The following is a 14,054-nucleotide window of genomic DNA, read 5'->3' on the forward strand; positions in this document are numbered from 1 at the left end:
GAACGCACGTTACGCGTCGCGCTGAAGCTGTTCCACAACGTCCACGACGTCCTGCACCGTGCGCACCGCTTTAAAGGTTTCGGGCTTGATTTTATGGCCCGTTTTCTTTTGCAGGTGCACCACCATATCGACGGCATCAATGCTGTCGAGATCCAGGTCCTCGTAAAGCCGTGCCTCAGGGGTAATATCCTCCGGGGCGACTTCAAACAGGGTAATAAGAAGCGCAGAGACTTCCTGATAAATCGTTTGTTGTTCTGTCATGGCGGTCATTCTCAGGCGCGTTGTTGATGGATAAAAGCCGCGAGCGTGGCAACGGAGTAGAAGTGCTGACGCATCTCGTCACTTTCGGCAGAAAGCACTACGCCGTACTGATTTTTCACCGCCAGCCCCAGCTCAAGGGCGTCAATTGAGTCCAGACCGAGGCCGTCGCCAAAGAGCGCGGCGTCTGTATCAATATCCTCTGGGGTAAGTTCTTCCAGATTCAGCGTAGAGATAATGAGATTCTTAATTTCAAGATAGAGCGCTTGCATCTTTCGTTCCTGACAAAGATTGAAGACCGGTTGTTAACTGATGCTGCATATGCCGGTTTAACTGCCTTGCCGCCAGCGCGGGTTCGTGCTGACTCGCATCATAAAAATCATGAATGTTGATGCGTTCGCGAACATCCACGGTGAAAACAGGTTTGTTGGGGGGCACGTTATACCAGCTGCTCTGTTTATCCAGCATCCGTTCGCTACAGTGGATCACCACCACGCGCACGGCGCTGTTGCAGCGAACGGTGATATTCGCCGCCCCACGTTGCAGGGTAATGGCTTCGCCCACCCGGGTGCGGGTACCTTCCGGGAAGATAAGCAGGGTGTCGCCCTGGGCCAGACGCTGCTGGCTGGCGGTAAGTAGCGTGTCGGCTTCGCTGTTAATCAGATAGTCCGCCGCGCGGATCACGCCGCTGACAAACGGATTACGCAGCAGGGCGCTTTTCACCAGACAGTCGGTTTCGTTCATCACCGACGCCAGCAGGACGTAGTCCAGCAGCGAAGGGTGGTTCGCAATCACCAGACAGCCCCGCTCGGCGCGCAGAACGTCCAGGTTGTTGAAACGGTAATCCAGCACGCCCACCCCGCGCACCACCGCGAGAAACAGGCGAAAACTGGCAGAAATCGTGCGGCGTGCCAGGCGACGGCGTTGAGTGCGGTCGCGCTGGAAAATCAGCAGCAGGTTAAACCACACCAGCGACAGCGTCAGTCCGCCGAGGCCGAACAGGGCGAAGCACAATCCGGTCATCAGCATGCGCCATACCCGATCGAGGCGGGAACGTAACCCTTTCATTGGCGCGTCCATTGCCACAGCAGGCGCTCGCCCGGCAGGGTAAACTGGCGCTCGTCACGCAGGTAATGGCGCAGGAACTGGAGGCTTTGCGGCAGCGCTGGCTCTTCAGGCGTGTGGTTGGGGTGCGTTTCACAGCTGAGCGTATTTCCGGCCTCAATCACCAGCGCCAGCGCGTAGGGCCAGACGGGCATCTGCGGCGGCAGCCCGGCGTGATAAAAATCAGGCAGCTGGCCGTCGAAATCTACCAGCAACACGCGGGAGTAGCCCGCATGCAGCAGGCTCAGCACGTCGCATAAGCTCTGCTGGAAGGTATCCATACCGGCGGATACCGACGAAGAGACAACCGGCTGACGCGCGGCGATAGTGAGATTGCCGACCGCCGAGTTGTGTACCGACATGGCAAAATCGGTCGGTGAAACAGGCTCTTCTGCCGCCAGAGCCTGAAGAATACGGAAATTACGCTCCAGTTCCCCATGACGGCTGCTGTAGACGACGGCGTCGATGCGATGTTTGTGCAGCATCATCAGGCCAAGGTCAACGGCCAGCTTGCTGCCTGAATTCAGGCGGCGGGCGGTCATCATCGGCAGATGGGTCAGTTTCGCCAGCGGTGCCGCGGGATCGATGGCGTCAGACCGGCGTGACCATGCCTGCCATTCGTCGGCATCGCTGAGTCCTGGCGCTCTTGCCTGCCAGTCGATAAGGGTAAGTGTAAATTTCATCTACGCGCGTCCGCGATAAACCTGTTTCTGTGACTTTTTCTTCGCCAGCGCGATTTGCTGCGCACATCGTACAATGTTGTCGTCGCGCTGGCGAATAAACGTCACTTTTGACCGTTTTCACCCGGTTATCCCGGCAAACGGCTTTTTGGCCGACCCGGCCCCAGCAGAATGGCGAGTTTACTGCCTCCTTTGGTGGTTTCCATCCAGATTTTACAGACGCTGGTGAGCGGCACGGAGAGTAGCATGCCCACGGGTCCCAGCAGCCATCCCCAGATCAGTAACGATAAAAACACCACCATCGTCGACATGCCCAGACGGTGGCCCATCATGCGCGGTTCGAGAATATTACCCAGCACCATATGCACGACGAGGAACAGCGCCCCTACCAGCATGCACTCATAAAAACCGTTAAACAGAAACGCCTGGATCATCGGCGGAACCGCAGAAAGCACCGCGCCGATATTGGGCACGTAGTTCAGTAAAAACGCCAGCACGCCCCACATCAGCGCGAACTGCACGTCCAGCAGTACCAGCCCCAGCCAGACGATCACGCCGGTCCAGAGGCTTAACAGGGTTTTCAGCGCCAGGTATTTAGAGACACCCTTCAGCGCGCGGTGCAAACCGGCAATGTGGATCTGCGGATTGTTCAGGGCAAAACGCAGTTTATACGGCACGTGGCGTACTTCGAACAGCATAAACACCACCGTCATTACCAGCAGCAGAATGCTGGCCATCGCCCCGGAAAGCCCGGTCATCAGGGTGGTGGCGTAGGTCATGACTTTCTCGGAATCCATCCGGCGCAGCATCCGTTCCGGTGAAATATGCAGATTCACGAACGGCAACATGCGCTGGAGATCGACCAGCTTACGAGTCAGCTCTTTATTGTACTGCGGCAGCATGGTGGAAAATTCGCTCAGCGAGGCGGCAAGCACGCCGAACAGCGCCGTCAGGACAACCAGCATCACCATCACCACAATGGTAATGGCAACCGGGCGGCTGATGCCCCGGCGTAAAAACCATGTCACCAGCGGGTTAAGCACAATGGCGAAAAACAGTGCCAGCAGAAGCTGAACAATGATATCCGCCGCCGCGTGGATACCCGCCAGGATAACCACCAGGCAGGCAAGTTTTAATAAAATATGAAGTCCGGCTTTATCGGGCGGGCTGGCAGTCATAAGAATTCCTTTTTCCGGGGGGCGTGTTAATTGTAGTGCGCCGGATGGGCTTCGTCTGGAGTGTTAGTCTGAAAGTCGTGGCAAAAAAATGGCCCCCGACGCAAGCGCCGGAGGCCACGGTAGCCTGTTGAACGATTACTGGATCACGAGGGTGTTAATGATGTTTTCAGCGGCGGTCTGCGCTTTCTGCTGATTATCTGCCGGCAGGGTGATCTGCATGGTCAGCAGTTTATTATCGACTTTGCCGAGCACAACGGAGGAGTACGCGGTCTGGCCTTTGGCAGAGATGATGCTGTCCAGCTGTTGCAGCGTGTGGCCTTTCAGTTCAATAGACTTGTTGGTGACCACCTGAAGCTGTGGGTCGCGACTGCGCTGCTGATCTTCCAGGCGTTTAGCCAGCACGCCCAGATCTTCGCTGGTATCGTCACCGACAATCACAATCACCGCTTTTTGGCCGGTGGCATCGGAATAGACGTGCATATTGTTCGCCTGGGTGCCCAGCTTACCGCTCTGGTCGGTCATGTCTGCGGGCAGAGAGAAACTGAGTTTGCCATCCATCAGGCTTACCGGCTGACCGGTGGCGTTGCTTTCTGCTGACGCGCCCTGAGCAGGCGTTTTGGTGTCGCTGTTATCACAGGCTGCAAGGCCAACAACCAGCAGGCCAATCCCGACATATTTAACCAGATTGCGCATTGACTTCTTCCTTTCGATAAACGGCCATAACGGCTCATTCGTTCATCTTATCACAACTGATAAAGCGAACCCTTAACCTGCCTGCAATGCGGAGATTTCAGATTTATCTGCCAGCCTTTTCAGCAGCATATTCAACAGTACGCCGTACATCGGCAGGAAGAAAACCAGGCTGATAAGCACCTTAAAGGCGTAGTCCACCAGAGCAATTTCCATCCAGTGTTCTGCCATGAAGGCGTCCGGGCTGCGCCAAAAGGCGATGAAGAAGAAGGCCAGCGTATCGCTCACGTTACCGAACAGCGTGGATGCCGTCGGTGCCATCCACCAGCGATGATTCTGACGCAGGCGGTTAAAGACGTGAACGTCGAGGATCTGCCCCAGGGCATAGGCCATAAAGCTGGCGGCGGCAATACGCGCGACGAAGAGGTTGAAATGCATCAGCGCGTCGAAGCCCTGCCAGCTGCCCATGTAAAACAGCGAGGAGATAGCGTAGGAGACAAACAGTGCCGGGATCATCACCGCAAAAATAATCCGCCGCGCCAGCGGTGCGCCAAAAATACGCACGGTTAAATCCGTCGCGAGGAAAATAAACGGGAAACTGAACGCGCCCCAGGTGGTATGGAAACCAAAAATGGAGATGGGGAGCTGTACCAGATAGTTACTGGAGATGATCACCAGCAGATGAAATAGCGAAAGCCAGAACAACGCCTTGACGCGCTGCGATTGTGTAAAGGAGTTCATATTGTACCTTTTTGATTAATATTTGGGGTGAGGGAACCCAATAAAGCCGCCGCATGATACTGCTTTGACGACACTTTGCAATGGCTAATTTTCACGCAATCGTTAACCTGGTTTGCATTGGCGATAGCGGGGCGTAAACTACAGCCGTTTTTACCTGAACGAGAAGAAAATGACCGACCTGTTTTCCAGCCCAGACCACACGCTTGATGCTCAGGGCCTCCGTTGCCCGGAGCCGGTAATGATGGTGCGTAAAACCGTCCGTAACATGCAGAGCGGCGAAACGCTGCTGATCGTCGCAGATGATCCGGCCACCACCCGCGATATTCCCGGTTTTTGTAACTTTATGGAACATGAACTGGTGGCGCAGCAAACCGAAACCCTGCCGTACCGGTATTTGATTCGTAAGGGGTAAACCCTCACCCCGGCCCTCTCCCAAAGGGAGAGGGAGAAAGCATTTCTAAACCATCGTTTCAAAATTTCGCGCTTTTTGTGAGGCGCTTCACCCTCCCTTTTCCAGCCGTAGTCTATTTTTTAAACGTCAAAAACTAAAACACCGTTTTAACGCTTATCTCACTACCCTGGAGTTGACTCAATGAAAACGACCCTCAAGCCGTTACTGGCCGCTCTGTGCCTGTCTGCTTTTGCCTGCACCGTCTCCGCGCAAACCATTAAAGCCGCCGATGTGCATCCTGAAGGCTACCCGAACGTGGTGGCGGTTCAGCACATGGGTGAAAAACTCAAACAACAAACCGATGGCAAGCTGGAGATTAAGGTCTTCCCCGGCGGCGTGCTGGGGGATGAAAAGCAGATGATTGAGCAGGCGCAGATGGGGGCGATTGATATGATCCGCGTCTCCATGGCGCCGGTAGCCGCCATCCTGCCGGATATCGAAGTGTTTACGCTGCCCTACGTGTTCCGCGATGAAGACCACATGCACAAGGTAATCGACGGGGATATCGGCAAGCAGATCGGCGACAAACTCACCGCCAACCCAAAATCCCGCCTGGTCTTCCTCGGCTGGATGGATTCCGGCACCCGCAACCTGATCACCAAAGAGCCTGTCCTGAAGCCGGACGATCTGAAAGGGAAGAAAATTCGCGTGCAGGGTAGCCCGGTGGCACTGGCCACGCTGAAAGCGATGGGGGCCAACGCGATCGCGATGGGCGTCAGCGAGGTGTACAGCGGCATGCAGACCGGCGTGATCGACGGTGCGGAGAACAACCCGCCCACCTTTATCGCCCATAACTACATGCCGGTCGCCAAAAACTACACGCTGAGCGGCCACTTCATCACCCCGGAAATGCTGCTCTACTCCAAAGTGAAGTGGGACAAACTGAGCGCTGACGAACAGCAAAAGATCCTGACGCTGGCCCGCGAAGCGCAGATCGAGCAGCGCAAGCTGTGGAACGACTATAACGCCCAGGCGCTGGCCAAAATGAAGGCCGGTGGCGTGCAGTTCCACGATATCGATAAAGCGGTGTTTATCAAGGCGACAGAGCCGGTGCGCGCGCAGTATGGCGATAAGCATCAGGACCTGATGAAAGCCATCGCTGACGTTCAGTAAGCCGGAGTACGTATGTCCGAACTCTACCTGAAGTGGATGGACCGTCTGTACCTGCTCGCCATGGCGGTGGCGGGTCTCTCGCTGCTGGTGATGACGATTGTGATCCCCATCGGCATCTTCTCTCGCTACGTGCTCAATCGCGGCGAATCCTGGCCGGAACCGATCGCCATTATCTGCATGGTGACGTTTACCTTCATCGGCGCGGCGGTCAGTTACCGCGCCGGGTCGCATATTGCGGTCAACATGCTCACCGACCGTCTGCCCGCATCGCTGCAAACCCTGTGCGCGCGGGTGGTGGATCTGCTGATGCTGCTGATTTCTGGCCTGATGTGCTGGTACAGCTACTGGCTGTGCGTCGAACTCTGGGAACAGCCGGTGGCGGAGTTTCCGCTCCTGACCTCCGGCGAAAGCTATCTGCCGCTGCCTGTCGGGTCGGCCATTCTGATCCTGTTTGTGCTTGAACGCCTGCTGTTTGGCTCACAGGAAAACCGTCCGGTCGTGCTGATCGGCAATCACACTTAAGGGGTGAACAATGGATGCTTTTGTTTTGTTATTCACCCTCGCCATTTTGCTGGCGCTGGGGATGCCGGTGGCCTTCGCCGTGGGCTTAAGCGCCGTGGCGGGTGCGCTGTGGATTGACCTCCCGCTGGAAGCACTGATGATCCAGATCACCAGCGGGGTGAACAAATTTACCCTGCTGGCGATCCCGTTCTTCATTCTTGCCGGGGCGATCATGGCGGAAGGGGGGATTGCCCGACGGCTGGTCAATTTCGCGTACATTTTTGTGGGCTTCATTCGTGGTGGGCTGTCGCTGGTGAACATTGTCGCCTCGACGTTCTTCGGCGCGATTTCCGGTTCGTCGGTGGCGGATACGGCGTCCATCGGCAGCGTGATGATCCCGGAGATGGAGAAGAAGGGCTATCCGCGCGAATACGCGGCGGCGGTGACGGCCAGCGGGTCGGTGCAGGCGATTCTGATCCCGCCCAGCCACAACTCGGTGATTTACTCGCTGGCGGCAGGGGGCACAGTCTCCATCGCCACGCTGTTTATTGCGGGCGTGCTGCCGGGCCTGCTGCTGGGTATGGGGCTGATGGCCCTCTGCCTGTGCTTCGCCCGCAAGCGCGGTTATCCGAAGGGAGATAAAATCCCTTTCAGGCAGGCGCTGAAAATTGTGCTGGATGCCCTGTGGGGGCTGATGACGGTGGTGATTATCCTCGGCGGGATCTTGTCCGGGATATTTACCGCCACTGAATCTGCCGCCGTGGCCTGCCTGTGGGCGTTCTTCGTCACCATGTTCATCTACCGCGACTACAAATGGAATGAACTGCCGAAGCTGATGTGCCGCACGGTGAAAACCGTCACCATCGTGATGATTTTGATTGGCTTTGCGGCGGCGTTTGGGGCAGTGATGACCTACATGCAGTTGCCAATGCGCATCACCGAATTCTTCACCTCGCTGTCCGATAACAAATACGTGATCCTGATGTACCTCAACATCATGCTGCTGCTGCTTGGCACGCTGATGGACATGGCGCCGATCATCCTGATCCTGACCCCGGTGCTGCTGCCGGTGACCAATGCGCTGGGGATCGACCCGGTGCATTTTGGGATGATCATGATGGTTAACCTGGGGATTGGGCTGATCACGCCGCCGGTCGGGTCGGTGCTGTTCGTGGCGAGCGCGGTGAGTAAGCAGAAGATCGAGCACGTTGTACGCGCGATGCTGCCGTTCTACGGCATGTTGCTGGTGATATTGGGGATGATTACCTATATTCCGGCGATTTCATTATGGTTGCCGGGGGTGTTAGGGATGCAGTGACGCGTGCGGCCTGATGCCCTCACCCCGGCCCTCTCCCACGGGGAGAGGGGGCAAACACGAGAAACGGCAACCCGGTTGCCGTTTCACTTTTACCTTTGGCGCAACAGCCGCAGCGCGTTCGCCGTCACCAGCACCGTCGCCCCGGTATCCGCCAGCACCGCCAGCCACAGGCCGGTCATGCCGAGCAGCGTGGTGACCAGGAAAATCCCCTTCAGGCCCAGCGCAATCCCGATGTTCTGGCGAATGTTGGCCCGCGTCGCCCGCGCGAGATCTATCATCTGCGCCAGCCCGGTCAGACGGTTGTGCGTCAGCGCCGCATCCGCCGTCTCCAGCGCCACGTCGGTGCCGCTGCCCATGGCAATGCCGATGGTTGCAGCCTTCATCGCCGGGGCATCGTTAATGCCATCGCCTACCATCGCCAGCGGGGCGCGCGCGTTCATCTCCGTTACGGCACGCACCTTGTCCGCAGGCAGTAACCCGGCCTTAAACGCCAGCCCCAGCTCGCCAGCAATCGCCGCCGCCGCGCGCGGGTTGTCGCCGGTCAGGATCACGCCCTGTACGCCCAGCCTGTGCAGCGCGTTGATGGCGTCTTTCGCATCGTCACGCAGGGTATCGCGCAGCGCCAGCATGCCCATCGGTACGCCGTCCTGCATCACGGCAACAACCGTCTGACCGGCCTGCTCTAATGCCTCAACCTGTGGATCCGCGAACGCACCTGCCGCGGCGATCAGCACTTTTTTGCCGTCGACGACGGCCTCAATCCCGGATCCGACCAGCGCTCGCTGGGCGGTTGCCGAAGGGATGTTCAGCCCGCGTTCCTGCGCTTCACGCACTATCGCCTGCGCCAGCGGGTGAGTGGATCCCTGCTCTACGGCGGCGGCCAGCGTCAGCAGTGCGTCTTCACTGATGTCCTGCGGATAGACGCCGGTGACCTGCGGTTTACCAACCGTCAGCGTGCCGGTTTTATCGAAGGCGATGTGCTGAACCTGGCTCAACTGCTCCAGCGCCGCACCGCCCTTAATCAGCGCCCCGCGACGTGCCGCTGCCGCCAGGCCTGAGGTAATCGCCGCCGGGGTGGAGATCACCAGCGCGCACGGACAGCCGATCAGCAGCAGGGTCAGCCCTTTATAAATCCAGCCCTCCCACGGTGCGCCGAAGAACAGCGGTGGCACCACGGTAACCAGCAGCGCCACCAGCATGATGGCGGGGGTGTAAATTCGGCTGAAGCGATCGATAAAGCGTTCGACCGGTGCGCGGCGCTCTTCGGCCTCTTCAATCAGCTTCAGGATGCGGTCGATGGCGCTGTCGCCCGGTTCAGAAAGCACGGTGAGCTGCACCAGTCGGTCAACGCTGGTGGCGCCCGCAGGCACTTTTTCACCTGCCGCACGCGCGACCGGGATGGATTCTCCGGTCAGGGCGCTTTCGTCAAAGCTTGCAGTGGCGGTCACGAGGGTCCCATCGGCTGGCAGACGCCCGCCAGCGGCGACTTCAATCACGTCGCCCGGGCGCAGCGTGTTGATGGCGACCGTTTCACGTTTGCCTTCATGGATCCGCGTGGCAGTTTCCGGCTTCAGCGCCATCAGCGCGCTCACCCCTTTGCGCGCCCGGCTCGCCGCCCAGCCCTCAAGCCGTTCGCCGATCAGGAACAGCAGCAGCACCATCGCCGCTTCCGCCGTCGCGCCAATAAACAGCGCGCCGATGGCCGCCACGCTCATCAGCATTTCAATGGCAAACCAGCTGCCGCTTCTCATCAGGCGCAGCGCCTGACGGGCAATTGGAAACAGGCCGACCAGCGTGGTGGCGATAAACGCCAGATTGCCGAACGGGTGATTGATCTGCTCCAGCCCCCAGCTCAGGGCCATCATGATGATAAGCGTGATTAGGGGCAGGTTCTCTTTTAGCGGGGAGGTTTTTTCAGCGGGCGCCGTTTCGCTGCGCAGGGTATAACCCGCTTTGCTGACGGCGGCTTCAACCTGTTTACTGACGTCGTTTTCGGCGCTGACCAGGAGCTTTTCGGTAGCAAACAGCACCTGAACGTGGTTCACGCCCGGCACCTGCTTCACCGCGTTTTCCACTTTGCGGGCGCAGGCCGCGCAGTCCATACCGTTGACCACCCAGCTGTAGTGATTGCCGCTTTCAGGCAGCGCGTCGACCTGGGTTTCGCACGCGCCCTCGCAGCAGCAGTCGTCTTTCAGCGGAACCGGGCTGAGCTTAAGTGCCGAGAATTGTGGAACTTTTTTCGGTGTTTCTGGAGTCGACATGGCAGTCTCCGGTAATGATAATTTTCTCATTAACCGCAGCATACACTCTGGAGTCGACTCCAGAGTCAAGCGTTATTTAGATATACAGTGAACGCACAATCAGGAAGTGTCCGGCAAAGTAACAGGCGGCGGAAATCGCATTATCCGCACGGAAGCGGCGGCGATAATGACTGCCCAACCAGACGATATTGCCGAGCAACAACAGCGCCGCGCCGAAGAAGGCGGACATGGCCTGAGACGTCGGGCGGAAGAACCACAGTTCACCGGCCAGCCACACCATCACCAGCGTCATGGCGATAAAGGTACATATCGGCAGACGCATCTCTTCCAGACGCGACCAGATCACCGCGATCAGCAGGGCGCCAATCACCAGCAGCACCAGCGGCAGTGGCCAGAAGAAGGAGAGCGTCATCTGGCTGGCAAAGTAGATGGTATAGAGCAGATGCGACAGGAAGAACGCCCCCACGGCGTACAGCAGGCGCTGACGCGGCAGCAGGGTTAAGGCATCGCCAATCAGGGAAGCACACAGCCCCGCGAGGACAAGATAGCTAATGGCGTTAAACATGGGTGCCTGCCAGGCAAGCAACAGCAGGAGCAATAGCGTGACGGGTTTAAACAACCAGCGCTGCCAGGCTGGGCCACGGTAAGACGCATCGACATAAAGCCATGCGGAAAAACAGACAGCGATAAATGACCAAAGCATATTAACTCCCTGTAACTGTTGAGGCTGAATGATCAGTTCCTGATCCAGTGTAGTGACGCGAGCGGGCGTTTGGCAATGCCGGGGCAGGCGAGGTATCCTGAATTCCGCATAATCTGATGGGATTTTCCAATGAGCAAGATGCCGCTGTTTTTCATTATCGTGGTGGCGATTATCGTCGTTGCCGCCTCGTTTCGCTTCGTGCAGCAGCGCCGTGAGAAGGCCGACAACGACGCCGCGCCTCTGATGCAAAAGCGCGTGGTGGTGACGAACAAGCGTGAGAAGCCGCTCAACGACCGCCGCTCTCGCCAGCAGCAGGTGACGCCTGCGGGCACAACGATGCGCTATGAAGCGAGCTTTAAGCCGGAAACCGGCGGGCTGGAGATCACTTTCCGCCTGGAGGCGCAGCAGTACCACCAGCTGACGGTAGGGGAGAAGGGGACGCTGAGCTACAAAGGGTCGCGGTTTGAAGGGTTTGTACCGGAGCGGTAATTTTACCCCTCACCCCGGCCCTCTCCCCAGAGGGGAGAGGGTGTAATCGTCCCCTCGCCCCTTTGGGGAGAGGGTTAGGGTGAGGGGCAAATCTGTTACTTCTTCACCTGCGCCTTAAACTTTTTCATCCACACCAGCAGTTCAAATACGCCGAAAATAAACACCCGCAGCTGCTGCCAGCCGGTCATCGGTGGGCCATCTTTCGGCAGGCCGTTTTTCAGCATCACCATCTGCAACGCATGCATGAACGCGGTAAAAATCAGCGCCACGTTAATAAAGATATTCAGCGGACGCGGGAACGGGTGCACCAGATTCAAAATCAAAAATGCCCAGACGCCCAGCATCAGCAAGCGCCCTACGTTAATCAGTACTGGCATCGGATCCTCCTTGTGCCTGACGGTGATAAAGACGATAAGCCACCTGACCGGCGACCTTCTCGCGGTGCAGATCCCAGTGAACGGGAACGGGCGGCAGGCCATTTTCCACTTCGCTTTCGACGTAAATCAGCGCGTCGTCTGCCAGCCAGCCATTTTTTTCCAGCAACGATAATGTCTCTTCCAGCAGTCCTTTACGGAACGGCGGGTCAACAAACACCACGTTGAACGGCGTCCCGTTTTGGGCGAGGAAGCTTAGCGTATTGGTATTCACCACTTTCGCGTTGGTTGCCTTCAGCGTAGCCAGATTTTGCTGCAACGTCTGCGCGACGCCGCGCTCCATCTCCAGCAGCGTGGCGCTGGCGGCATAACGCGACAGTGCTTCCAGACCTAATGCACCGCTGCCAGCGAAGCAGTCCAGGCAGTTGGCGTCTACCATTGACGGGGCAAGCCAGTTAAACAGCGTCTCGCGAACGCGGTCCGTGGTGGGGCGTAAACCGGGGCTGTCCGGCACCGGTAATTTCCGGCCTCGCCACTGACCGCCGATAATGCGTATTTGACCGGCCGGGGCGCGGGTGGGTTTCTTCATCTCAGGAAAGCTCTGTTAACAATGCCCTGCGATTGCGGGCGGTGATGTCAATTAAGTAAAGTGTTAGACTATTTCATCATTTTTTTAGCTTCCCTGTATATAGCGCCGCGAGGAGTGTAGTCGCAGATGGCAAAACAAAAAAAACGTGGCTTCTTTTCCTGGTTGGGTTTCGGTGAAAAAGAGCAAGAAACAGAACAGAAAACCGAAGAACAACAGGTTGTAGAAGAGCAGTCACAGCCTGAAACGCCTGTCGAAACCGCTGCGGTTGTCGAAGCGGAAGAGCCAGCCCACAGCAAAGAAGAGATTGAATCCTTTGCTGAAGAGGTGGTTGAGGTCACTGAACAGGTTCAGGAGAGCGAAAAACCAGAGCCGGTTATCGTTGAAACCCTTAACGAAGCGCCGCAGGCCGCTATCGAACACGAAGAACTGCCGCTGCCGGAAGAGGTGAAAACCGAAGAGGTTTCTGCCGAAGAGGTTTCTGCCGAAGAGTGGCAGGCCGAAGCGGAAACCGTTGAAATTGTAGAGGCGGTGGAAGAAGAAGCGGCCCTTGAGCCAGAGCTGACCGACGAAGAGCTGGAAGCCCAGGCGCTGGCGGCGGAAGCGGCTGAAGAAGCGGTCATTGTTGTGCCGGTAGAAGAGCAGGCCGAAGAAGCGATCGTTCAGGAGCAGGAAAAACCAACCAAAGAAGGTTTCTTCGCGCGCCTGAAACGCAGCCTGCTCAAGACCAAAGAAAACTTAGGTTCCGGATTTATCAGTCTGTTCCGCGGCAAGAAGATCGACGACGATCTGTTTGAGGAGCTGGAAGAGCAACTGCTGATTGCGGACGTGGGCGTGGAAACCACCCGGAAGATCATCACTAATCTGACCGAAGGGGCGAGCCGCAAGCAACTGCGTGACGCCGAGGCGCTGTACGGCCTGCTGAAAGACGAGATGGGTGAAATTCTCGCAAAAGTTGACGAACCGCTTAATATTGAAGGCAAAATGCCCTTTGTTATTCTGATGGTTGGTGTCAACGGCGTGGGTAAAACCACCACCATCGGCAAGCTGGCGCGCCAGTTCGAGCAGCAGGGCAAATCGGTGATGCTGGCGGCGGGTGATACCTTCCGTGCGGCAGCGGTGGAACAGCTCCAGGTGTGGGGCCAGCGCAACAATATTCCGGTCATTGCCCAGCACACCGGCGCGGATTCCGCCTCCGTGATTTTCGATGCTATCCAGGCGGCGAAGTCGCGTAACGTGGACGTGCTGATTGCGGATACCGCAGGGCGTTTGCAGAACAAATCGCACCTGATGGAAGAACTGAAGAAAATCGTTCGCGTCATGAAGAAGCTGGACGAAGATGCACCGCATGAAATTATGCTGACTATCGACGCCAGCACCGGGCAGAACGCCATTAGCCAGGCGAAGCTGTTCCATGAAGCGGTAGGACTGACCGGGATCACGCTGACCAAGCTGGATGGCACCGCGAAAGGCGGGGTGATCTTCTCCGTGGCCGACCAGTTCGGCATTCCTATCCGTTACATCGGTGTGGGCGAGCGTATTGAGGATTTGCGTCCGTTTAAAGCGGACGACTTTATTGAGGCACTATTTGCCCGAGAGGACTAACA

At 57.4% G+C, this 14,054-nt stretch carries 17 protein-coding genes; 6 read left to right on the forward strand and 11 right to left on the reverse strand.

The window, feature by feature from the left end; genetic code table 11:
* Positions 1-9: 9 nt before the first annotated feature.
* The 7 genes from BH712_RS19060 to BH712_RS19090 all read right to left on the reverse strand — a co-directional run bounded on the left by BH712_RS19060 (position 10) and on the right by BH712_RS19090 (position 4,651).
* The gene (locus BH712_RS19060) at positions 10-261 is read right to left on the reverse strand and encodes an acyl carrier protein (RefSeq protein WP_022649680.1); all 252 of its coding nucleotides are present in this window, start codon (positions 259-261) and stop codon (positions 10-12) included.
* An 11-nt stretch (positions 262-272) separates the two neighbouring features.
* Positions 273-530, reverse strand: a complete 258-nt coding sequence (locus BH712_RS19065) for a phosphopantetheine-binding protein (protein WP_003861263.1) — start codon at positions 528-530, stop codon at positions 273-275.
* Positions 511-1,326, reverse strand: a complete 816-nt coding sequence (locus BH712_RS19070) for a lysophospholipid acyltransferase family protein (RefSeq protein ID WP_032674093.1) — start codon at positions 1,324-1,326, stop codon at positions 511-513. Before BH712_RS19070 ends, BH712_RS19065 begins: the two co-directional genes overlap by 20 nt.
* Positions 1,323-2,045, reverse strand: a complete 723-nt coding sequence (locus BH712_RS19075) for a beta-ketoacyl synthase chain length factor (RefSeq protein ID WP_006812295.1) — start codon at positions 2,043-2,045, stop codon at positions 1,323-1,325. Before BH712_RS19075 ends, BH712_RS19070 begins: the two co-directional genes overlap by 4 nt.
* Positions 2,046-2,170: 125 nt before the next feature.
* The gene (locus BH712_RS19080; RefSeq protein WP_003861270.1) at positions 2,171-3,220 is read right to left on the reverse strand and encodes an AI-2E family transporter; all 1,050 of its coding nucleotides are present in this window, start codon (positions 3,218-3,220) and stop codon (positions 2,171-2,173) included.
* A 135-nt stretch (positions 3,221-3,355) separates the two neighbouring features.
* Positions 3,356-3,913 (reverse strand): DcrB family lipoprotein, encoded by a 558-nt coding sequence (locus tag BH712_RS19085; RefSeq protein ID WP_006812294.1) that lies wholly within the window; start codon positions 3,911-3,913, stop codon positions 3,356-3,358.
* Between the two features lie 72 nt (positions 3,914-3,985).
* A complete protein-coding gene (locus BH712_RS19090) occupies positions 3,986-4,651 on the reverse strand; it encodes a 7-cyano-7-deazaguanine/7-aminomethyl-7-deazaguanine transporter (RefSeq protein WP_006812293.1) in 666 nt (221 codons plus the stop codon).
* A 169-nt stretch (positions 4,652-4,820) separates the two neighbouring features.
* Here BH712_RS19090 and tusA point away from each other — a divergent pair, with 169 nt between their 5' ends.
* From tusA to BH712_RS19110, 4 genes are all read left to right on the forward strand, one after another.
* The gene (gene tusA / locus BH712_RS19095; RefSeq protein ID WP_006812292.1) at positions 4,821-5,063 is read left to right on the forward strand and encodes a sulfurtransferase TusA; all 243 of its coding nucleotides are present in this window, start codon (positions 4,821-4,823) and stop codon (positions 5,061-5,063) included.
* Positions 5,064-5,243: 180 nt separating this feature from the next.
* A complete protein-coding gene (locus BH712_RS19100; protein ID WP_000858957.1) occupies positions 5,244-6,215 on the forward strand; it encodes a TRAP transporter substrate-binding protein in 972 nt (323 codons plus the stop codon).
* Positions 6,216-6,227: 12 nt separating this feature from the next.
* Positions 6,228-6,737, forward strand: coding sequence for a TRAP transporter small permease (locus tag BH712_RS19105; RefSeq protein ID WP_001293225.1), 510 nt, complete (start codon positions 6,228-6,230; stop codon positions 6,735-6,737).
* A gap of 10 nt (positions 6,738-6,747) precedes the next feature.
* Positions 6,748-8,034: a TRAP transporter large permease gene (locus BH712_RS19110; protein ID WP_006812291.1), complete on the forward strand. Its 1,287-nt coding sequence runs from the start codon at positions 6,748-6,750 to the stop codon at positions 8,032-8,034.
* A gap of 89 nt (positions 8,035-8,123) precedes the next feature.
* On the opposite strand, the gene zntA is transcribed toward BH712_RS19110, so the two are convergent.
* Complete coding sequence (gene zntA / locus BH712_RS19115; protein WP_032674091.1) at positions 8,124-10,295, reverse strand: Zn(II)/Cd(II)/Pb(II) translocating P-type ATPase ZntA; 2,172 nt, start codon at positions 10,293-10,295, stop codon at positions 8,124-8,126.
* A 76-nt stretch (positions 10,296-10,371) separates the two neighbouring features.
* On the reverse strand, positions 10,372-10,998 hold the full coding sequence (locus tag BH712_RS19120) for a lysoplasmalogenase (protein WP_006812289.1): 627 nt from the start codon (positions 10,996-10,998) through the stop codon (positions 10,372-10,374).
* Positions 10,999-11,127: 129 nt separating this feature from the next.
* On the opposite strand from BH712_RS19120, the gene BH712_RS19125 reads away from it, so the two are divergent.
* Entirely contained in the window at positions 11,128-11,487 is a 360-nt protein-coding gene (locus BH712_RS19125; protein ID WP_032674090.1) for a DUF2500 domain-containing protein, read from the forward strand.
* 95 nt (positions 11,488-11,582) lie between these two features.
* Here the strand turns inward: BH712_RS19125 and BH712_RS19130 are convergent, their stop codons facing one another.
* Both BH712_RS19130 and rsmD read right to left on the reverse strand, forming a co-directional pair.
* Positions 11,583-11,864 carry a DUF1145 family protein gene (locus tag BH712_RS19130; protein WP_006812287.1) on the reverse strand — a complete coding sequence of 94 codons (282 nt, stop codon included), beginning with the start codon at positions 11,862-11,864 and terminating at the stop codon, positions 11,583-11,585.
* Complete coding sequence (gene rsmD, locus BH712_RS19135) at positions 11,848-12,450, reverse strand: 16S rRNA (guanine(966)-N(2))-methyltransferase (RefSeq protein ID WP_006812286.1); 603 nt, start codon at positions 12,448-12,450, stop codon at positions 11,848-11,850. The genes BH712_RS19130 and rsmD overlap by 17 nt, the downstream gene beginning before the upstream one ends.
* Before the next feature lie 126 nt (positions 12,451-12,576).
* Between rsmD and ftsY the strand changes: the two genes are divergently transcribed.
* On the forward strand, positions 12,577-14,052 hold the full coding sequence (gene ftsY, locus BH712_RS19140) for a signal recognition particle-docking protein FtsY (protein WP_006812285.1): 1,476 nt from the start codon (positions 12,577-12,579) through the stop codon (positions 14,050-14,052).
* Positions 14,053-14,054 lie beyond the last annotated feature (2 nt).

The organism is Enterobacter hormaechei ATCC 49162 (assembly GCF_001875655.1).
Taxonomy (GTDB): Bacteria; Pseudomonadota; Gammaproteobacteria; order Enterobacterales; family Enterobacteriaceae; genus Enterobacter; species Enterobacter hormaechei.